The following is an 18796-nucleotide window of genomic DNA, read 5'->3' as shown; positions in this document are numbered from 1 at the left end:
ACCGGCGCCACCGGGTCGATCGCGGCCTCGGTCGACCCGGTGCCCGGCGCGCTCGGCTACGCGTGGTTCTGGGGCCCGGCCGGCGCCGAGGTGCTGGGCGCCATCACCACGATCACCTCGGTCCTGATCACCGCCACGGCCGCGGGCACCCAGACCGCCGCGGCGCTCGGAACCGTCGACCGCTCGACCTCGGCCCTGTCCTTCGACGGGCTCCTGACGCAGGCGTTCCGGCCCGGCTCCGGCGCCACCATCGTCACCCTGGATGCTGAAAATCGCCGTCTGTGGCGATTTCAGGTTCGTTCAGACGGGATGGGAGCAGAGGCGATCGCCTCCCGGCCGTTTGCATTCATCCCGCGAAACTTTCTCTCCGATGGCCTCGTAAGGGCCCACGCTGCCCCGTTCATCGGGGTTCGGACTGAAGGAAACACGATGCTCACTCAGAACACCGGCCGCCGCACGGCCCAGGCGCTCGCCCTGACCCTCGCGCTCAGCCTCGGAGCCAGCGGCGCGGCCTACGCCAAGAACCCGATGGTCGGCGGCGCCCCGATGTACGCCCAGAAGACCATCGTCGAGAACGCGGTCAATTCGAAGGATCACACCACCCTCGTCGCTGCCGTGAAGGCCGCGGGCCTCGTCGATACGCTGAACGGCCCGGGCCCGTTCACGGTGTTCGCGCCGACCAACGCCGCCTTCGCCAAGCTGCCGCCGGGCACGGTGGAAAGCCTCGTGCAGCCGCAGAACAAGGCGACGCTGACGAAGATCCTGACCTACCACGTGGTCCCGGGTGTCTACACCGCCAAGGACCTGATGGCGCTGGCCAAGAAGGGGGGTGGACAGGGCGTGCTGACCACCGTCGAGGGCGAACCACTCGCCGTCGAGGTGCAGGGCAAGAAGGTTCTCGTCACCGACCAGAAGGGCAACACCGCGACGGTGACCATCCCGAACGTCATGCAGTCGAACGGCGTCATCCACGTCATCAACGCCGTGCTGATGCCGTAACGCGCAGTGCCCGCGGCCCGTGAGGGCTGCGGGCCTCGACAGCGCGTGGCCTTTCAGATCACGCGAGCGCCGGCAGGCGTGCCCGCCGCGCCCGGTCATTCGGCGATGAGCTTGCCGGTGTAGATCACCGGACCCGTGGGTTGGCCGCTCGGTGAGCCTCCGGGCGGCTCGACCGAGACCGCGATTACCCCGTCCGGTGCGGTGTCCTGCGGTAGCCTCACCTGACTTGGCGCCGCTCCGACGAGGCCGAGTGGCTTTGCCCCTCCTGCGCCGACGTACCACAATTCCAGACTCCGCCCGGCGGGCGCGTCGGCACCGACGGGCCTGACTTCTGCGAGGCCGGTTTGCGTGTCGACACGCACAATCAGCGCCGGCAGCGCCCCGCCTCCCTGCACGACAGCCAGATAGCGCCCTCCCGCCGGGGTTCGTGACGGCCCGACTGCCACGAACAGCGCGAGGCCCGCGGCGAGCAGGCCTGACCCTGCCGCGGCGATCCGCCAGCGCCTCACCTGCCGCCGCAGGTGGCGAAGCTCACCTCGCGCTACGTCGGTCGCGTCTGGCAGCGCGCGCAGCAGCGCTTCGCGGACCCGCGGCGGCGGCGCCACGGGCGGCACGGCCTCCATCAGCGGCGCCAGGCGCCGCTCCCACTCGCGGATGCGGCTGGCCGTGCCGGGGTCTTGGCTCGCCTCGCGCTCCAGCGCCGCCCGCTCCCGCGCGTCGAGTGTCCCGAGGGCGTACTCGGCCGCGCGCATGTCATGCTCGGACGTCGGGTCCATGCCGGGCTGGCCGCTGCCGCTCACGAGACAGCCTCCAGGCAGGACTTGAGGCCTGCGAGTGACCGGTGCAGCCAAGTCTTGATGGTGTTGACCGGCCGGTCGAAGTGCCGCGCCAAATCCTCCCGAGATTGCCCTTCGCAATAGGCCAGCACGACGCAGTCCCGGTGCTTGGGGTCGAGACGGCCGAGGCAGGCCAGGAGGGCGCTCCGGTCCATGAAATCTGCCGCCCCATCGTGCGGATCGATCAGCCGCGCCACCCAATCCTCGCCGGTATCCAATTCCGGGCCCTGATGCTCGACCTTCCGCCGTACGCTGTCGATGGCGCGATTGCGGGCGACGGTGCAGAGCCACGGCAGCGGCGGCCCGGCCTCGGGCTTGTAGCTGCCCGCGGCCTGCCAGATGCGCATGTAGACGTCCTGAAGCACGTCCTCGGCCAAGCCACGGTCACGCTGGATACGCAGGATCAGGCCGTAAAGTTTCGGGCTCGTGAGATCGTAGAGTTCGGCCAGCCGATTTGCCTCTCCCCGGGCGATACCAGCGAGCAGTCGGCGCAGCGTGGCGTCGTCGGCCAAGTTGGCTCCCTACAAACTCCCAGGCGCCTTCTATCGGACGCCCAACCGGATGCTGCTTTAACCCAAACTGCCTAGCCGTGACGATCCCTCACGCGCGATAGCCCCGCTGAGCGGGCCTCGAAGTGGCCGCTTTCAAAATCCTCGGAGCGGCGGCTGCGGAGATATCGCTGAGGGCGGGATGCGGAGGTTGACCGATCCCTCGCAAAGGGACTTTCCGCGGTCGCCCCAATCCGGTCGGCGGATGCCTCGGAGAGCCTGTTTCGAAGCGGACGTCCGAGCGTGAACGAGACACGTGTCCGCCTGTCGAGCAGGAATGTGGCGTGGCATGTCACATCTTTGCGGGCCAGCTCGTCGTAGCTTCGAACGTCGATCTCCGGCGTTCCGAGCACCGGGATCCGTCATGAGTCAAAACAAGCGGCTAATCTGGACTGAGGTGGCGCCGGAGGGCGCGAGGGCGTTCTTCGGCATCCACCACTACATCACCACGGGCACCGACCTTCCCCACGAACTGATCCACCTCGTCTTCTTGCGCGTGTCGCAGATCAATGGCTGCGCGCATTGCATCGACCTACATTCCCGTGATCTCCTCAAGACGATGCCGTTCGAGAAGGTCGCCCTGGTTCCAGTCTGGGCCGAGGTGCCCCACCTGTTCTCCGACCAATACCGAGCTGCGCTCGCGTGGGCGGAGGAAGTCACACTGGTCAGCGAGACGCACGCTTCCGACGAAGCCTATGCGGCCGCGAGCGCGGCTTTCACGGCAAAGGATCTCGTGGACCTCACGATCGCCATCGCGGCGATGAACGCATTTAATCGACTCGGAGCGCCCTTCCGGCTTCCCGTCGTCGCGAAAGCCTGAGCCCCTTCCGAACACGACCATGGCTGGGGCGACGGCAGCTTCCCGGGCTGCCAATCGATGAGCAGACCGGAAGCTTTCCACCCCGAGCGGACGGCCAGCTACCGACCCAACCTCTCCATTCATGGCAGCTGGCGCGTTGCCTGTAAGCAGCCGTTCGATCGCTTGGCGGTCTGGTTGCTGCCCGCCTCATCCAGCCGGCGCGCCTCCCAGTCTCGGGGTACGTGGGCCCCACCGCCCCACTGAACAGGCTGATAGGCGACGCCTGATAGGGAGGACATGGTTCACGCGCTATGGACCTCGCGTGGTTTGATGAAGATCAAAGTCCGTCAAAGGAAAGAGCGCAACTGACTGCCCCTCGTATCAGAAGTCATCGGGGGCCACACTCATGTCTTCAGCCAAGCGCGATGGTAGACGTCTGACTTGGCGTATAGTCAAGTTGGAGCAGCCCCCGGCCTTGCGCCGAGGGCGAGAGCACTGGGTGGTGCGCTGGATCGGGGCAGCTAAATACCGAAGCAAAAGATCGGTCAAAGGCTCTATTCCAGTAGCTGTTAGCGCCCACATCATCAATTTGAGATGTGCGGACACCCACGCTCGACCGGTGCGCCCCGAACGAGCTGGCAAAATCGGGCGCGTTCTGCTGTTTGAAGGCCATCGAAGCGCCAACATTCGCCCGCTCTGAACGTTAATCATGATAAGGCGAGCTACTTGTTTTTTTGATTTGGATTGATAGGCGCACCCGGAAAATCTCGACAACACAATTTCGACCGCCCTGTTTGGTGTAATATTTTTGGGCGAGGAGGCAATTACGGCCGCTTCGATGCCGCTGCTCTTTGGAAGCGGACAAGCCGCCTTCCACCCCGAGCAGCTCTTGCAGCTTGCGATCGCTCGCGAAGAAGGCTGTCAAGCATAGGCGCCCGACCGGATCGCATGCAGCCCGATCGGGAACTCCGCCGGTACCGGTAGGCCGAGCGGCGACATGCGCCCATGCACCAGGCAGAGCATCGCGAGCGGTACGTCGAGGACAATCGGCATCGAGCCGTCGTGAGTGTCCCTGACAAGACAGAGGTGGTAACGCCGGTCACTCGGCTCCCCATGGGGGTTGTCGACCGGGTCGGCGGTGGCCGCAGCCTCGAGCGCATCCTCTACAACCGCCCAAGAGAACAACGGATCAGCTGCAGCGATGGCCGCGGCGTTGAGCCGTGCCAGATCGGAGACGAAGCTGAACACGAGATCCGCACCCGCGCGGTCGCTCGCAAACCAGCGGGCGCGCGGCGGACCGACCTCGCTATCGCCCAGAACGGGATCGAAGGGGCGGTGCGGGACCCAGCCGGCAAGCCACGCATCGATCCGTCGACCCTCCGCCAGCGCCGCTTCGTCGCCCTTCAGCACCGCCGCTCCGTCGAGCCCTTCTCGGGCAAGCCAAGAGACGAGGACGGCGATCCGATTGGGGTCGCGGGCGAGAAACTGGGCTAGGTTCTCGGCGCGTTGCTCCGGCGTCAGACCCCTTGGATCACCGCGATGGAGCGGCGTGTCGGGCGGGTAGTCGCCAAGCCGAGCCGAGAGAAGGGCATAGAGTTCGCCGGGCGCATCCCCAGCTGCCATATCCGAGTGCGTCGCGACAGCAGGGCCACGCTGTTCGGACGACCTACGGTTGCTGAGCCAATCGAAGATGCCGGGCATAGTTCCGATCTTACAACAGGCGCCCGATGAAACCACCAACCACCGCGCCGAAATCTGCGCTGCTGAATGCCTATAAGCAGGTCCCTTGGGAGCCCGCCCGGCGTCGGAAGCAGGCACGGCAGCGACGTCCGCTTCGATGCTTCTCCGTCCAAAAGCGGACCGTCGCAAAACCACCGTGAGCGGACGGCCTGCTTTCGACCCATGTCAGTCGCCCGCACCGCCGCGGGCGCTTCCCGGAAGCGGACATTCGTCTCCGTCCGGCAACCTCGGATCGGCGTGATAGGCGCGGGATGTGGGCCTCAGTATTTCAAGCCTGTATCGCACAGCACGGTCACGGCGATTGCGTCGGCTGGAAGGCGTCCGGACGACAACAGCGCAGCAGCCGCAGCTACGTTGGCAGCGGCCGAGTAGCCGACGTGCAAGCCCTCCTGCGTCGCGAGCCCTCTACGCCAGCGCTCCACCTCCTCATCGGTTACGGGAATAGACAGGTCCATCAGATCACCATTCCAGTGTGGGGGGATGCTTCCGTAGCTTGTGCCCTGGATGAGGTGGCGGTGCTTTGTGACTGATAATCCCGCCAGGGGGCGACATCCCTCCGGTTCGACGGCGGCGCAGATCACGTGGGGATTACGTTCCCTCAATGCCGCCGCCACTCCGAGGAAAGTCGCACCGGTCCCTACGGCGGCCACCCAGGCATCGACCTGGCCGGAGGATTGCTCCCATATCTCCGGCCCGGTCGTTTCGCGGTGGGCGCGCATACACTCCGGCGCGTGGAACTGGTTGACGTAATAGCCGCCCCGATCTTCCGCGATGCGCGCCGCCGCATCAGCCGCCGCGTCTACGTCCGCCCCGGTGACTTGCCCAGCTGCTCCGTCGATCTGCGGCACCAGAATAACTTCGGCCCCGAGCGCTTCGAGCATCCGGGCACGCTGGGGGCTGTTCCCGGCGGACATCGTGACCACGAGGGGATGCCCCAGCGCTGCGCAGGCCACCGCGAGACCGGCTCCCATGTTGCCGCTGGTCATCTCCACAACGGGCGCACCGGGGGCCAAACGCCCGTCCTCACGCGCGGCAAGGACGATGGCACGGGCCGCCCGATCCTTGACGCTCCCACCGGGCTGCATGAACTCGGCCTTCGCCAGGATGCGGCCGGGGCCACGGTGGATGCGGTCGAGGGCGATCAGTGGCGTATGGCCGATCAGGTCGAGGGCGGAAGGCTTGATCCGCGCAGTCGAAGGAGATGGGGACAGCGATGTGGGGCGCATCGAGGGATCGTAGCAGGAGCATCCAGCCTTCGGGAGATATCGAGGTCGCTCGCGGTCGTGAGCATGTCCCGCCGCCATGTCCGCTTCAGTTCATCCACCGACCGCAAGCAGACAGGCAGGGATCGAGTGAATGGCCGGCCATGGTCAGGCGGCCTCGCGGATCTGGTCGGCTTCGAAGTCTGCGATTGCCGCCAGCTCGTCAGCCTCTTCGGCCTCGCGCCCCTCGAGCCAGTGGCGTGCGGCCGCCAGGCAGTCAAAGCCCTCGGCCTCGAGCCCGCGAGCGCTGCGGCAGCCCAGGCGCCGTCGAGCGCGGTGATCCAGTAGTCGGATGGATGCCGAAGCGTGTCGGTACCAGGCTGTCGGGCGGGGAAGATGGACATCCGCGACTCCATCGCTAAGGCGATGGGCCATTATTATCCACGATCCGTGGACACTTCAAGCCATTATGTCCACAAATCGTGGATACGAGGCTCGCTACTCCGGCTTCACCACTGCTCAGACGCTTCCCTCTGGGGCGTCCCACACAGACAAACTAAGATCAAGGGCTACATGGGGGTTGCGTCATGTCGAATAATAAGGGGCAACTTAGCCACGCCGATCATCACATCAAGGCGCTTGGCTTGCAGATAGTGATCCAATTGCCTCAAGACAAGGAAAAAGCACCAGCCATTATTGAGCACGCGCGATGGCTAGCGACCAACTATCTTCATTCCGGGGAGGAGGAAGAGTGCGCGGAGCCGACGAAGCGTGAACTCAAGATCGCGAGCTGAGGTCAGGCTGCTCGCTCTGAGCCGCGTTGGGCGAGTATCCGTTGTGCGAAACCGTGCGAGGTCCCGGCGAGGTCGCCGTGATAGATCCAGTTGAAGTCTAGCTTAGCATTCGGAAAGGCGTTGATCACGAGAACGGCCATGGCCGGCTTCATCAGCCGGCGGCCTGCCTCGTAGTTCTCAAGCTGCGTCTTGGAGAAGCCGACCGCCTCGCAGAACTCGCGCGGCGACAGGTCCAGCGCCTCGCGTGTCTCGCGCAGGCGGCGGCCGATCGACTCCTGACTTTCCGGCGGATCACTTCTCTCGGTCATGGCCACACAATGCGTCTGTCCACGATCCGTGGCTAGAAACGATTTGTGGACTGGATTTATCCACGATAAGTGGACATTCTGCGGACATGCATGAAGCGCCCGCCCTCCTCCGAACCACCGATGCGGTGATCGACCTGCTCGGCGGCAATGGCCCGACGGGCGAGATCGTCGGCGCGAAGCCGAAGGCAGTGTCCAATTGGCGGGAGGCGGCACGCGGCCGTTTCCCCGCCGATACCTTCCTCGCGCTGAACCGGGCCCTAGCGCGGCGAGGACGAGCGGCCTCACCCAGGCTTTGGGGCATGGTCGACGATCAGGACGATGGCGCCTCCGGCGTCGCCGCATGAGCGCGCGCCTCGCCCCCTCCGAGATCGTTCTTGCCGATCGCCGCCGAGCGTCGTTCCGGGAGAACTCTTCGCCGCCGCGGCGGACCGTCGACGGGAGGGTCTCCACGGTCCGCGAGGCGTCGCGAGAGGAAATCATCTCGGTCTGCCGCCGGATGGCTCGCGACACCGAGACATGGACGATCGCGTGACCCTCACCTCGCCAGTGCCGATCGGGAGCGGGTCACTCCGCGTCCATCGCCGCGGCAATGTCGGCCACCTCAAGAAGCGCGGCGGCCAGGGAACGCGCCTGTTTCAAGCGCATGCCGGCACTATGCATCACAGGTTCGGACGACGGGCTAACGTTTTCGGCGCGACTTCCCGTGATCATCACGACGTAGGTCCCGCCAGGTCCTGGTAACGGGATGATGTGAAATCCGGCCAATGGATGGATTTCGGGCTTGATGGTCATGTCCCGGCCTCCATAAGCCGCAACTTTGCCACCGATCGACTCACGGATACGATCGGACGTGTCGACAACATCTTGATCGGCCGGCGCGGAAACTGCCAGTCGCGGACCGGTGAAGAAGATGGCTCTGCCGACGATGAATGCGCAGCCGATGCTGCCCCGCCCGGCCATGCGTCTCCGCCTGAGATTGCTGGGCTGCCGTGGCCGTGTCGGAGGCCGAGAACATGAGCCTCCCCAACGCTATCTCGGCGCGGCTCGAGACGATCCGGCCAGAATACCGGGTGCCCCCGCACAACGTCGATGCCGAGCAGGCGCTGCTCGGCGCGATCCTGGTCAACAATGACGCTTATCGCTGCGTGGCGGACTTCCTGCTGCCCGACCACTTCATGGAGGAGGCGCACCGCAAGATCTTCACGGTGGCAGGCGCCCTGATCAGCGCCGGAACCGTCGCCACGCCGATCACCCTGAAGACCTACCTGGGCGACGCGGATTCCGGCGGCCAGACGGTGATCCAGTACCTCGCGCCGCTGGCCACCGACGCCACCACAGTGATCAACGCGGGCGCTTACGGCCGCACGATCCACGACCTCGCCGTCCGGCGCCGGCTCATCGCCATCGGCGAGGACTTGGCGACTCGCGCCTACGAGGCGTCTCTCGACGATGCGCCGAGCACCCTGATCGAGCGCACGGAGCACGCGCTGCTCGACATCGGCGCGCCCGGTCCGGCCAGCCGTCTCGACGGCTGCTCGGCCGCGGATGGCGGCGCCTGGATGCTGGACCGCGTGCGCGGCCTGCGTGAGGGGACCATCGCCTCGACCGCGATCTCCTCCGGTCTCGTCGAACTCGACCGCGCCACGAACGGGGGCTTCCAGCGCGGCGAGCTGTGGATCCTGGCCGGACGCCCCGGCATGGGTAAGACGGTCACCCTCACCACACTGTCCCGATGTGCGGCTCGCACCGCCGGCGTGCTCGTCTTCCAGGCCGAGGTGACCCCGGAGCAGCAATGGGCCCGCTACCTCGCCGACCTCGCCTACCGCCCGGGTCATTCGCTGCCGTTCGGCCGGATCATGGCCGGCCGCGACCTCGACGACGAGGCGTTCGGACGGATCGAGGCGGCGCAGAGGCGGTTGGCACAGCTGCTCCTGCGCGTCGATTACCGCTCCCCGCTCTCGGTCGCGCAGATCGCCTTCGGGGTGAAGGCCGAGAAGCGCCATCTCGCGCGACTCGGGCGCGGCCTCGGCGTCGTGTTCATCGATTACCTGAAATTCATCCGGGCCTCGGAGCACTACCAGGGCCAGCGCGTGCTCGAGATCGGCGAGATCTCCGCCGCCCTCAAGCAGCTCGCCAAGACCGAGGACGTCTGCGTGGTGCTGCTCGCACAGCTCAACCGCGAGGTCGACAAGGAGAGCCGCCTCGACCGCCGCCCCAGCAAGGAGGACCTGCGCGACTCGGGCGAACTGGAGCAGGACGCCGACGCGGTCCTGCTGCTCTACCGCGAGGCCGTCTACCTCGAGCGCAAGTTCAAGGCGACGAACGATCCCGAGACGGGCCAGCGCCTGATCGACAAGCAGAACAGCCTCGAACTGATCCTCGGCAAGAACCGCGCGGGTCCGACCCCGACCCTGCGCCTGTGGTGCGACATGGCCCACTCGGCCATCGCCCAGACGACGAGAGGGCCGCTCTGATGGCGCGCATCCGGACGATCAAACCCGAGTTCTGGACCTCCGAGCAGGTCATGGGATGCGCGCCGCTGGCACGCCTTCTGTTCATCGGGCTCTGGAACTTCTGAGACGACGCCGGCCGGATGGCGCTGTCGCCGAAGCGGATCAAGGCGCAGATCCTGCCATCGGCGACGTCACGGCGTCGGACATCCTCGGAATGCTCCAGGAACTGTCGGCGAACGGTCTGATCCGGATCTATACCGTTGAGGAAAAAGAGTTTCTGGCCGTCACCGGCTGGCATCATCAGCGCATCGACAAACCGCAGAAGCCGCTCACGCCCGAACCGCCGGCGCCTCATTCGCCGAATGGTCCACGAACGTTCGGCGCAGGAATTGGTAATAATTTTTGCCGATATACAATGAATATCCAGCGCGAAATCAAAATTTCAGGCCAATGGAAATCGTCAAATATGTCAGATTGATAATGAAGCTCTGTCATGCAAATAAGTCATCCGGTATAGAGAACAGCGCTGCCTGCGCGCGCACTACTTCGGACTTACCACCGCTACCAAATCATGCGAGTAGGGTCGGAGATACCCTCTCTGTAGCATATAGCAGGTTTCGCGGAAGGTCGTTCGGCTAGGCTCCATACGTCAACTCTATGAGCACGGCCAGTCGTATCCCATAGCGTCCGCTCACAGGGTATCCTCGCAGGTAGCCGAAAGATCGGATCGGAAGTCGACGGCTCCAATCTTAGACCTCTGGTCACAAGCAGTTTCGTGCCGTCCAGACACATTCTGAGGCTTCACCGAAGGGCACTCGCAGTTGGCTTTAGCGACACGTGGCGGCGCGGCTGGCGTGTCGCTCGCCCCATTGGCCTACACCCTGACCTACGGCAGCGCCGGCTCCAGCTCGATCGCGGGCCATGAGCCTAGTTGGTTCGGCCCATCCGCGTCGATGCGCCCCTTAGCGCCGGCGGAAGTCGCCGGGCGCCGTTTCGACTACCCGCCCGGCTACAACCTCAACACCACCGCGCGCGCCTACGAGCCGGTCTCGTTCGCGCAGCTGCGCCGGCTCGCCGACGGCTACGATCTGCTGCGGCTCGTGATCGAGACCCGGAAGGACTAGGCCGCCCGCATGAGGTGGGCAATCAAGCCGCGCGACAGGGGGAAGCCCGCCGCCGCGAAGGCTGCTGCGGTCACGGCTTTCCTCGCGAAGCCCGACGGCGTCCACCCCTGGACCGACTGGCTGCGCATGAGCCTTGAGGACGTGCTCGTCCTCGACGCCTGGACCACCTTCAAGCAGCGTTCTCGCGCGGGTGATCTCCTCGCGCTGGAGCCCGTCGACGGCGCCACCATCAAGCCGATCCTCGGGGAAGACGGCCGGATGCCGATGCCGTGGGTGCAGGGCGGCCAGACCGTCTGGCCCGAGGCCGACCAGCAGATCCTGAAGGGCCTGCCGGCGGTGAACGACACCGCCCGCGAGCTGCTCTACCGCCCGCGCAACCTGCGCACCGACCGCGTCTACGGCTTCTCGCCGGTCGAGCAGGTGATGACCACGGTCAACATCGCCCTGCGCCGGCAGGTAATGACCCTGGAGTACTTCACCAGCGGCACCGTGCCGGACGCGCTGATCGGCGTGCCCGAGACCTGGGGGCCGGACCAGATCGCGACCTATCAGACTTACTGGGACTCGCTTTTCACCGACAACCTAGCCGCCCGGCGGCGCGCCCGCTTCGTGCCCGGCAAGGTCGCGCTCCACCAGACCAGCGAGCCCCAGCTCAAGGGCGAGTTCGACGAGTGGCTGTCGCGGGTGGTGTGCTTCGCCTTCTCGATCTCGCCCCAAGCGCTGATCAAGCAGATGAACCGCGCCTCGGCCGACACGCAGAAGGAACTCGCCGAGGAGGAAGGTCTCGCGCCGCTGCTCGACTGGATCAAGGCCGTCATCGACGAGGTGATCGCCGACGACCTCGCCGCGCCCGAGCTGGAGTTCGCGTGGCAGGAGGACGAGCAGATCGACGAGCCCGCGCAGGCCGAGCGCCTGCGCGGGCTGACCGCGGGTGGGCTGATGCGGCTCAACGAGGGCCGGAAGCTCCTCGGGCTCGATCCCGATCTGAGCCCGGCCGCCGACGTCCTGATGGTGATGACCGGCGCGAGCCTCGTGCCGATCGACGCGAACACGCTGGCGGGCAAGAAGGCGGCGCTCGACGCGTTCGGGCCGCCACCTGAAGCGGGCGGATTCGGCGACCCTGGGCAGCGCGCCGAGGATCGGAGCGACGGCCCCTCCGACGCCGTCGGCAAGTTGCTCGGCAAGTTCGACGAGGCTCAGCCGCGGGACGCGCGCGGGCGCTGGACCGATGGGAGCGCAGGCGGCGAAGCGGGCGAGGCCGCGGAGCGCGCGGCGTTCAAGCGCACGGTGCTGCGCACCGCCATCGGCGGGGCGGCCATCGCGGGCGGAGCCATCGTCAGCGCCGCGTCGGGCGGCACGGTGCCGGCCGCGGTCGAAGCGGCGGTCTGGATCGCCGAGAACTACCTGCTTGGCGACGCGCTGGTCACGGCCGGTCGCCACATCGGCGCGCATCTCGGCTACGACGACGAGGAGGTCGCGCGCATGCTCGACCACCTCGCCGGCGCGCTCGGGTTCGGTAAGGCGGCCGGGAACGCCGCCGCTGGCGAACGGATACGAGACCGGCTCGCCGAGGCGGTGGACGCCGCGCTCGACACGATGATCGACGCGATCCGACGAGGCGGCCTCGGCGCGGATCGTTGCAGCGCCATCGTGGCGGCCCTGGAGGATCTGCGCGGCCGCCTCACGACCCAGATCGCGCATCTGCCAGCGCCGGCTCACAAGGCCGCCGGTGCGGCACTCACCAAGCGCCGGGTCTGGAGGCCGGCCGCTCCCGTCCCTTTCGACCGGCCGGCGACGCGCCGGGCCATGCATGCGATTGCGGGGCTGCTGGAGACAGCTCTGGCGGCTACCCGCTCTGACGTGGTCGCCGAGCTGCGCGGGCGCGGCAAGCTCACCAAGGCCGAACCGGAGCCCGACGACGCTGACGCGCTGCGCCGCGCGCTGGACGCCTTTCTCGACGAGTTCGACTTCGCCGATCTGCGCGCGGTCGCGCCGGAGGTGGCCGACGAGCTGGAGGCCGTCGCCGCCGATGCGAGCCGCCGCGCTCTGGTGCAGATTGGCGCCGCCAGCCGTGAAGAGCTGGTCAACCGCGTGAACACCCGGGCGGTCGCCGCAGCCAGGGCCCGGGCGGCCGAGATGCGCTTCGACGCCGACGGGCGACTCGTGCCGTCGGCCGACGCGCGGATGGTGATCACAGAGGCGACTCGCGACCGGCTGCGCGAGACCATCGCGACGGGCCTGGAGCAGAATCTCGGTCTGGACGCCATCGCCGAGGCGATCGAGGCGGACTACGCCTTCTCGGAAGAATGGGCGGCGCGCATCGCCGAGTACGAGGTTGCCAGCGCCAACGGCGCGGCGTCGCTGGAGAGCTACCGGGGGGCTGCCGAGGACGGCATCGCGGTACGCAAGGCGTGGTGGGCGGAAGAGGGCTGCTGCGCGGTCTGCCAAGCCAACGCGGATGCCGGCGCGATCGATCTCGAGGACGCGTTTTCTAGCGGGGACGACGCGACGCCCGCGCCTCCCTCCTGCCGCTGTGTGGTGGTGCCCGTCGTCGAGGACGACGCTTCGATCGACAAGGCGTTCGACCCGTCGAAGCATCCGCGGGATCCGGACACCGGTGAGTTCGCGGGCGCAGGCGGGTCGGGGCGGGCGGCCAAGCGGCTGGCGGTGCGGGCCCTGGCCGACCGAGCGCATCAGGACGTGCTTGATCTCGGACGCGTTCACGGCGATCGCTTCACGGCCCATGCCGGGCGGAACGTGGATGGCTGGCGGCATGGCCCCACCGCCGAGTTCGTCCGACATATCGACCGACGGCACGGCCCTAGCAGCGGCGATCCCAATCCGATTGTTCCGATTGACTACAGCTACCTGCCGCGGCTGCTCCGGCATGGCTCGGTGACGCGAGGCCGCAAGACGCGCGGACAGGGCCTTCAGGGCGTCGTTGTCCGGCACACGATCCGCGGGCAGACCTACGAGGCGGTGCTGGCAGTGCGCAAGCGGACCGGATCGCTGACTCTGCACACGTTCTACAAGATCGGGGGTCAAGGTGGCGCGGCCCGCTGACGCCGCGTGCCCGATCTTGCGATCGCCCTTGGGCTTGACGTCCGAAACGGTCGACGGGTCCGCGCCTGATTAAGAGCTACGCCGGTTGCGCCGAGCATTCAAGCAACGTCAAGGCGAACCGCCACCGCGCCCGCGTGAAAGTCGCAGAATGACGCTGGGTCCACGTCAGAAACGACCGGTGGTCGATCGGAAACTATCCTCCCGCCGGAGCCCGTCATGCCCGAGCTGTTCCTGTTCCTGCCGCTGACGAAGGTCGATGCGGCCAACCGGCTCGTCTACGGCCTGGCCACCGCCGAGGCCCCGGACCGGGCCGGCGAGGTCTGCGACTACGCCTCGACGAAGCCGCTCTACGAGAAATGGTCGGGCAGTATCGCCAAGGCGACCGACGGCCGCTCGCTCGGCAACCTGCGGGCGATGCACGGCAAGGTCGCGGCCGGCAAGGTCACGCAGATCGCCTTCAACGACGACGCCCGGCAGATCGAGATCTACGCGAAGGTGGTCGACGACGCGGAATGGCGGAAGGTCGAGGAGGGCGTCTACACGGGGTTCTCGCAGGGCGGCGCCTACGCCAAGCGCTGGCGGGGCGAGGACGGCCTGATGCGCTACACGGCCGACCCGAGCGAGGTCAGCCTCGTCGATCTGCCGTGCCTGCCCTCGGCGACGTTCCAGGTGCTGAAGGTCGACGGCGCGGCCGAGACGCGCGCGTTCGCCGAGTCGGTGAGGATCGGCGCGCCGCTCGAGCCGACCAACGCGGATGTCTTCGCCAAGGCCGAGGAGCTGGCTGCGGCGGCTGGCCGGCCGGGCGCGGTCGGCGATTTCGTCGCGCCGGCGCGCGAAGCCCTGATGAAGGTGGCCGAGGCGGCGGCGCTGGCCCAGACGCAACCCGCCCTCGAGCCACCGCCTGGATCCGCACCCGCGAGCGACGGCGAGGTCGAACAGGTCTGGAAGGCGAAGGACGGCAGCACCTTCGCCAAGAAGGCGGACGCGCTGGCGCACAATGCCCGCGAGGACGCGGAAGCCTCGGCCCGGGTCGCGGCCGGCCCGGTGCTCGACGCGCTGTTCGACTTGGGCAAGCGGCTCGGGGCCGGGGACGGCGAAACGGCCGCCTACGGCAGCGCGCAACAGCCTCCGGAGCGACCGCGCAAGCGCGCCCACGCCGAAGTCGGCAAAGCGGCCGACGGTTCGGACCTCGCCAAGGATCTCTACGGCGTGTCGCGATTGGCGGTGCTGCTGAGCAAGATCAAGAGCATGGTCGGTTCGGCGGTGTTCGACGTGGTCTACGCCGACGGCGACGCGGCGCTGCCCCGGCAGATGAAGGCTTGGGCCACGCAGGGGGTGGCGCTCCTGCAGGCCATGGTCGCGGCCGAGATGGCGGACCTGATGGACGACGCGCCGACCGACGCCGCGATGGCGCTGGCCGCGGGACCCCTGTCCGACACCGCCTACGACGCGCTGGTGAAGGCGGTGGCAGCCGACAGCCCCGCCGGTCGGGCGCTGGCCAAGATCGGGGCACGCAACAGCCGGACGGACCAGGAGCGGATCCAGCGCATGCACGACGACGCCTGCAGCCTCGGGGCGACCTGTGAGGCGGCCGAGAAGGTCGTCAGCGCCGACCTGACCAAGGGCGGTGATGCGATTGAGGCGGTGCGCGCCGAACTCGCCAAGATAACCGGCCAGCGCGACGCGCTGCAGAAGACGCTGACCGACGAGGTGCTGCCGCAAATCGCTGCGCTGGCGAAGATGGTGGGGGACCAGCCCGTGCCGCGCCATCTCGTGGGCCGCGCCGTCACGAAGGGCAGTGAGGGTGATTCCGGTGCATCTGACATTCCGTCCGTGGACGCGATCCGCGACCACCTAGCCAAGATGAGCCCCGAGGCGCGCGCGGACCTGCTGATCAAGGTCTCACACCAGAACCCGCAGCACCTCCCGCTCGCGCGCTGAGGCGTTCAGATCCGCTACCTGCGTCCGGTGACGCGCGACGGCGTGCAACCCGACTCGGGCACCGGGATCGCCGCCGGCGCAGCTCCAAGGCAGTCAAATGTGTTCGGTCTGGCAAGTTCGGCGCAAGGCATCGATCAGACACATCGGCCGACACCGGCATCGCGCTGTACGGGAATGCGAGGCGCGATGGCTTGGTTGCTGTCAGGAGCGGATCCTACACTTATCGAGTGACAGGAGTGTCCCCAACCGGCTCCGTAACGCTGCTACCGATCAGATATTCGCGGCCTTCTCCGCGTCATCCCATTCGAGCGCCGGAACACCGATTTCTGCTTGAAGCACAATCGCTAGAACCGCGACGACGATCAGGCTCGCACCACAAAACAGCGCCACGCAGACCATCGCCCAATCTCCTCAACTACCAGTTGTAAAATCGCGCAACGTAGTTAACGAATGTTTAAGCTTGGGCGGTTGCGGCTCAGACAAACTCTGGCTCTCCTCTTTCGCGTGTGCGGAACGGTACCGGCAACAGGATCAAGCACTCATGTCCGAGACCATTGCTCATGTCCCGGCGCGTTATGAGCGGGTGCACCGGCGTCCAGGTTGATAGCCATCTACTCAACGCACCCGGCATTGCCAGCAGGCGACACGACGACTAACGATACGAGCCTCTGCCATATACGGAATTCGAGCTATCCCGCGCCTCGATTGGGTCCGGACTACTTGATAATCAGAGACCGTATGATGAATAGTCCTTTTCAACGTTCGCATCAATCTTAACGGCTTTCGCGATATCGATATCGCCACCTTCCTTGTCCCCACCCAGTCTTTTGGCCAGTCCACGGCCATACAACGCCCCCGCCGTCTCTTTCAGCTTCAGAGCGGCGCTATAATCGGCAACTGCTTTGTCATAGAGGCCCAATTTTGTATTCACCAATCCTCGGCTATCAAGCGTGTCCGCTTCATCTGGCTTCAATTTCAAAGAATTATTGCAATCTTCCAGCGCGTCCTTGAGATCTGTGCCCGTGGTTGCGCGTAGCCAGCACCGGGAATTATATATATCGGCATTATCAGGATTGAGATTGATCGTACTGCCATAGTCTTTCAGCGCCTGATCGAAATTACCCTTCAATTCCATGGCGGCAGCGCGGTACTGATAACCGAGTGCATTGTTGGGATCGGACTTGATTGCTTGATCGAATTCTTTGACTGCCTCGTCGAGGTTGCCCTTTGCTCTTTGAATTTCGCCGCGCCCTACGTAAGCCATCGAAAAATTTCGATCGAGTCGAATGGCTTTGTCGAAATCCTTCAATGCCAGATCGAAATTTCCTTTCCCGGCCAGGAGCGTGCCTCGATTGAAGATAAATATCTTCAAGATGGCGCCTCGCCAGAGGCCGGAGTCGATGACAGCATTGCAGGCCGCAAGATCTGCTTCCGCATTTCGCTCACCGCCATGCGGTTGGCACTGATTGATCTGCGCTCGGGTAAGCGGCAATGCATTGGCATTGGCGATGAAAAGGATCATAAATCCAGCGACAGTGATCGATTTTCTGCCAAAATTCATGATACTTTTAGCTCCGTATTTCGTGTTGATAGAGTATTCCGATGTTACGCCATGATGAATTTTCGGCCTGTGGTCTACACGTGATAACTATATCCACCGTTGATTGCAACATTTACAAATCAATGATATCGTCTGTTTATCAATTAGGCTATATGATTTGGCTAAAATCTACAAATCAGCAATACGGCGCCAAATAACGTCAACTCTACGGCCGGCCACATTAACCGATGTGCCATGAATGTTGGTCGAGTTGCCGACAGGGATATCAAATGGTATTGTGATTTCGGCTCCGGGAGGCACACGCATCCCCGTCACGAGTTCGCCACCGTCAGGAAACGACAGGATTGCAGTTCCCCGTGCGCGGCCGCCTTCCTCGACATAGCTGCCGCGATAGATACCGCCGCCTACGTCTAGGCCCGCCACCTTTCCGTTGGCGAGCGCTAGAGAGCCGGACGCTTGGTCAGTGCGCGCCTGGAACTCAACTCGAAAAAAGCCGCCCATCACAGCCTCGTAACCTTTCTGTCGCCTTGCTTCAGAATGTCTTTTTGTAACTCCGCCAGCCTGGCCAACGACGAGGATTTTCGACTGGTCTGATCGGTCCAATTTGATCGCGTCTCTTCGACATTCCTTCCTTAGACCCGATGACCTCAATGTCCTTAAATTTTGAACTACAAGCGGCGTGATGGCTGCGTTTTCGACTGCCATCTTGTGGATAGACATTAAGTGGCAGTCACCCCGAAGACTCGACAACGGGTTGTGCTTGCGAGCAGATTTGACAGAGGCTTGGAGTTACAGTCGGTGCCTATCGGCACGCATCGAGGCCAGAGTGGCTCCTAGGGCTGTGTTCGGTTCGATCCATCCGTTGCTCGGAAACGGACCGGCAGCGATCCACCCGAGGCAGATTGTCGGTCTGGAGACCGACAGCCTGACTTAGACCGTCCGGCACTGGACCGACCATTCTCGACGCGCCGCGGGTCCGGGGACGGATCGCGCGCGTCCCCCGACGGGCCGCAGGGCCCACCATCCCCTCTACGTCCGATGTCCCGCGCCCCGGGGACGGGTCAGCGCCGGCGCGGCCGTGCATCCGCACAGGATCACGCCCCATGACCCAGCACGTCGACGTCCTCGCCCTCCTCAAGGAGGCGCAGGCCAAGCCGCTCACCGACCCGATCCTGGCGCAGCTCGGGATCGATCTGCAGAAGTCGACCTTCGCGCAGGCCAGCTCGCCCACCTCCGGCCTGACCTGCTACGACCTCGAACTCGGCGCGAAGTCGCTCTACCCGGTGCTCACGCCCCTGCGAAACGCGATCCCGCGCGTCTCGGGCAAGGGCGGCATCCAGGCCGCGTGGCGGGCGATCACCGGCATCAACGTCTCCGGGATGCGCATCGACGTCTCGGCGGCAACCGCGGCGGCGTGCAGGTCGTCGC

General features: G+C 65.5%; 20 protein-coding genes and 1 pseudogene. 12 read left to right on the top strand and 9 right to left on the bottom strand.

The features are described 5' to 3' along the window. The first annotated feature begins 429 nt into the window (after positions 1–429). A complete protein-coding gene (locus ACTJK8_RS28465) occupies positions 430–999 on the top strand; it encodes a fasciclin domain-containing protein (protein WP_024831186.1) in 570 nt (189 codons plus the stop codon). 95 nt (positions 1000–1094) lie between these two features. Here ACTJK8_RS28465 and ACTJK8_RS28460 read toward each other — a convergent pair whose 3' ends face one another. Both ACTJK8_RS28460 and ACTJK8_RS28455 read right to left on the bottom strand, forming a co-directional pair. After that, positions 1095–1799 carry an anti-sigma factor gene (locus ACTJK8_RS28460; protein ID WP_012320941.1) on the bottom strand — a complete coding sequence of 235 codons (705 nt, stop codon included), beginning with the start codon at positions 1797–1799 and terminating at the stop codon, positions 1095–1097. Next, the gene (locus ACTJK8_RS28455; protein WP_012320942.1) at positions 1796–2347 is read right to left on the bottom strand and encodes an RNA polymerase sigma factor; all 552 of its coding nucleotides are present in this window, start codon (positions 2345–2347) and stop codon (positions 1796–1798) included. The genes ACTJK8_RS28460 and ACTJK8_RS28455 overlap by 4 nt, the downstream gene beginning before the upstream one ends. Before the next feature lie 400 nt (positions 2348–2747). Between ACTJK8_RS28455 and ACTJK8_RS28450 the strand changes: the two genes are divergently transcribed. Next, entirely contained in the window at positions 2748–3203 is a 456-nt protein-coding gene (locus ACTJK8_RS28450) for a carboxymuconolactone decarboxylase family protein (RefSeq protein ID WP_440762904.1), read from the top strand. 900 nt (positions 3204–4103) lie between these two features. On the opposite strand, the gene ACTJK8_RS28445 is transcribed toward ACTJK8_RS28450, so the two are convergent. After that, complete coding sequence (locus ACTJK8_RS28445; RefSeq protein WP_043074350.1) at positions 4104–4883, bottom strand: hypothetical protein; 780 nt, start codon at positions 4881–4883, stop codon at positions 4104–4106. Positions 4884–5182: 299 nt separating this feature from the next. Further along, on the bottom strand, positions 5183–6148 hold the full coding sequence (locus ACTJK8_RS28440; RefSeq protein WP_012320945.1) for a PLP-dependent cysteine synthase family protein: 966 nt from the start codon (positions 6146–6148) through the stop codon (positions 5183–5185). Between the two features lie 57 nt (positions 6149–6205). Between ACTJK8_RS28440 and ACTJK8_RS28435 the strand changes: the two genes are divergently transcribed. Further along, positions 6206–6472 (top strand): hypothetical protein, encoded by a 267-nt coding sequence (locus ACTJK8_RS28435; RefSeq protein WP_440762903.1) that lies wholly within the window; start codon positions 6206–6208, stop codon positions 6470–6472. Between the two features lie 239 nt (positions 6473–6711). Next, positions 6712–6918 (top strand): hypothetical protein, encoded by a 207-nt coding sequence (locus ACTJK8_RS28430; protein ID WP_440762902.1) that lies wholly within the window; start codon positions 6712–6714, stop codon positions 6916–6918. Between the two features lie 2 nt (positions 6919–6920). Here the strand turns inward: ACTJK8_RS28430 and ACTJK8_RS28425 are convergent, their stop codons facing one another. Next, complete coding sequence (locus tag ACTJK8_RS28425; RefSeq protein ID WP_440762916.1) at positions 6921–7226, bottom strand: helix-turn-helix domain-containing protein; 306 nt, start codon at positions 7224–7226, stop codon at positions 6921–6923. Positions 7227–7312: 86 nt separating this feature from the next. Here ACTJK8_RS28425 and ACTJK8_RS28420 point away from each other — a divergent pair, with 86 nt between their 5' ends. Both ACTJK8_RS28420 and ACTJK8_RS28415 read left to right on the top strand, forming a co-directional pair. Continuing rightward, positions 7313–7570, top strand: a complete 258-nt coding sequence (locus tag ACTJK8_RS28420; RefSeq protein ID WP_440762901.1) for a hypothetical protein — start codon at positions 7313–7315, stop codon at positions 7568–7570. Continuing rightward, positions 7567–7758, top strand: a complete 192-nt coding sequence (locus tag ACTJK8_RS28415) for a hypothetical protein (protein WP_440762900.1) — start codon at positions 7567–7569, stop codon at positions 7756–7758. Before ACTJK8_RS28420 ends, ACTJK8_RS28415 begins: the two co-directional genes overlap by 4 nt. Positions 7759–7790: 32 nt before the next feature. Here ACTJK8_RS28415 and ACTJK8_RS28410 read toward each other — a convergent pair whose 3' ends face one another. Further along, the gene (locus ACTJK8_RS28410) at positions 7791–8186 is read right to left on the bottom strand and encodes a hypothetical protein (RefSeq protein ID WP_440762899.1); all 396 of its coding nucleotides are present in this window, start codon (positions 8184–8186) and stop codon (positions 7791–7793) included. A gap of 53 nt (positions 8187–8239) precedes the next feature. On the opposite strand from ACTJK8_RS28410, the gene ACTJK8_RS28405 reads away from it, so the two are divergent. The 5 genes from ACTJK8_RS28405 to ACTJK8_RS28385 all read left to right on the top strand — a co-directional run bounded on the left by ACTJK8_RS28405 (position 8240) and on the right by ACTJK8_RS28385 (position 15807). Beyond that, the gene (locus tag ACTJK8_RS28405) at positions 8240–9700 is read left to right on the top strand and encodes a DnaB-like helicase C-terminal domain-containing protein (protein ID WP_440762898.1); all 1461 of its coding nucleotides are present in this window, start codon (positions 8240–8242) and stop codon (positions 9698–9700) included. Between the two features lie 55 nt (positions 9701–9755). Continuing rightward, positions 9756–10157 (top strand): hypothetical protein, encoded by a 402-nt coding sequence (locus ACTJK8_RS28400; RefSeq protein WP_440762897.1) that lies wholly within the window; start codon positions 9756–9758, stop codon positions 10155–10157. Between the two features lie 475 nt (positions 10158–10632). Then, positions 10633–10803, top strand: coding sequence for a hypothetical protein (locus ACTJK8_RS28395; RefSeq protein WP_440762896.1), 171 nt, complete (start codon positions 10633–10635; stop codon positions 10801–10803). 9 nt (positions 10804–10812) lie between these two features. Further along, entirely contained in the window at positions 10813–13866 is a 3054-nt protein-coding gene (locus ACTJK8_RS28390) for a phage portal protein (protein ID WP_440762895.1), read from the top strand. A 216-nt stretch (positions 13867–14082) separates the two neighbouring features. Next, positions 14083–15807: a hypothetical protein gene (locus ACTJK8_RS28385; RefSeq protein WP_440762894.1), complete on the top strand. Its 1725-nt coding sequence runs from the start codon at positions 14083–14085 to the stop codon at positions 15805–15807. A 270-nt stretch (positions 15808–16077) separates the two neighbouring features. Here ACTJK8_RS28385 and ACTJK8_RS28380 read toward each other — a convergent pair whose 3' ends face one another. From ACTJK8_RS28380 to ACTJK8_RS28370, 3 genes are all read right to left on the bottom strand, one after another. Beyond that, entirely contained in the window at positions 16078–16206 is a 129-nt protein-coding gene (locus ACTJK8_RS28380; RefSeq protein ID WP_280517591.1) for a hypothetical protein, read from the bottom strand. Between the two features lie 328 nt (positions 16207–16534). After that, positions 16535–17368, bottom strand: coding sequence for a tetratricopeptide repeat protein (locus ACTJK8_RS28375; protein ID WP_440762893.1), 834 nt, complete (start codon positions 17366–17368; stop codon positions 16535–16537). Positions 17369–17536: 168 nt separating this feature from the next. Continuing rightward, entirely contained in the window at positions 17537–17869 is a 333-nt protein-coding gene (locus tag ACTJK8_RS28370) for a hypothetical protein (protein ID WP_440762892.1), read from the bottom strand. Between the two features lie 602 nt (positions 17870–18471). Here ACTJK8_RS28370 and ACTJK8_RS28365 point away from each other — a divergent pair. Continuing rightward, positions 18472–18796, top strand: a pseudogene (locus tag ACTJK8_RS28365) (hypothetical protein); the annotation flags it as partial.

The sequence above is a fragment of the Methylobacterium sp. 22177 genome (genome assembly GCF_052045615.1).
In the GTDB taxonomy this organism is placed as follows: Bacteria; Pseudomonadota; Alphaproteobacteria; order Rhizobiales; family Beijerinckiaceae; genus Methylobacterium; species Methylobacterium radiotolerans.
This window is presented reverse-complemented; position numbering and strand designations above follow the sequence as displayed.

Coding starts and splice junctions, on each gene's coding strand:
- ACTJK8_RS28405 (WP_440762898.1), top strand. CDS start 8,240: ATGAGCCTCCCCAACGCTATCTCGGCGCGGCTCGAGACGATCCGGCCA.
- ACTJK8_RS28430 (WP_440762902.1), top strand. CDS start 6,712: ATGTCGAATAATAAGGGGCAACTTAGCCACGCCGATCATCACATCAAG.
- ACTJK8_RS28370 (WP_440762892.1), bottom strand. CDS start 17,869: ATGGGCGGCTTTTTTCGAGTTGAGTTCCAGGCGCGCACTGACCAAGCG.
- ACTJK8_RS28375 (WP_440762893.1), bottom strand. CDS start 17,368: ATGAATTTTGGCAGAAAATCGATCACTGTCGCTGGATTTATGATCCTT.
- ACTJK8_RS28440 (WP_012320945.1), bottom strand. CDS start 6,148: ATGCGCCCCACATCGCTGTCCCCATCTCCTTCGACTGCGCGGATCAAG.
- ACTJK8_RS28380 (WP_280517591.1), bottom strand. CDS start 16,206: ATGGTCTGCGTGGCGCTGTTTTGTGGTGCGAGCCTGATCGTCGTCGCG.
- ACTJK8_RS28385 (WP_440762894.1), top strand. CDS start 14,083: ATGCCCGAGCTGTTCCTGTTCCTGCCGCTGACGAAGGTCGATGCGGCC.
- ACTJK8_RS28410 (WP_440762899.1), bottom strand. CDS start 8,186: ATGGCCGGGCGGGGCAGCATCGGCTGCGCATTCATCGTCGGCAGAGCC.
- ACTJK8_RS28390 (WP_440762895.1), top strand. CDS start 10,813: ATGAGGTGGGCAATCAAGCCGCGCGACAGGGGGAAGCCCGCCGCCGCG.
- ACTJK8_RS28445 (WP_043074350.1), bottom strand. CDS start 4,883: ATGCCCGGCATCTTCGATTGGCTCAGCAACCGTAGGTCGTCCGAACAG.
- ACTJK8_RS28450 (WP_440762904.1), top strand. CDS start 2,748: ATGAGTCAAAACAAGCGGCTAATCTGGACTGAGGTGGCGCCGGAGGGC.
- ACTJK8_RS28420 (WP_440762901.1), top strand. CDS start 7,313: ATGCATGAAGCGCCCGCCCTCCTCCGAACCACCGATGCGGTGATCGAC.
- ACTJK8_RS28395 (WP_440762896.1), top strand. CDS start 10,633: ATGCGCCCCTTAGCGCCGGCGGAAGTCGCCGGGCGCCGTTTCGACTAC.
- ACTJK8_RS28415 (WP_440762900.1), top strand. CDS start 7,567: ATGAGCGCGCGCCTCGCCCCCTCCGAGATCGTTCTTGCCGATCGCCGC.
- ACTJK8_RS28465 (WP_024831186.1), top strand. CDS start 430: ATGCTCACTCAGAACACCGGCCGCCGCACGGCCCAGGCGCTCGCCCTG.
- ACTJK8_RS28400 (WP_440762897.1), top strand. CDS start 9,756: ATGCGCGCCGCTGGCACGCCTTCTGTTCATCGGGCTCTGGAACTTCTG.
- ACTJK8_RS28425 (WP_440762916.1), bottom strand. CDS start 7,226: ATGACCGAGAGAAGTGATCCGCCGGAAAGTCAGGAGTCGATCGGCCGC.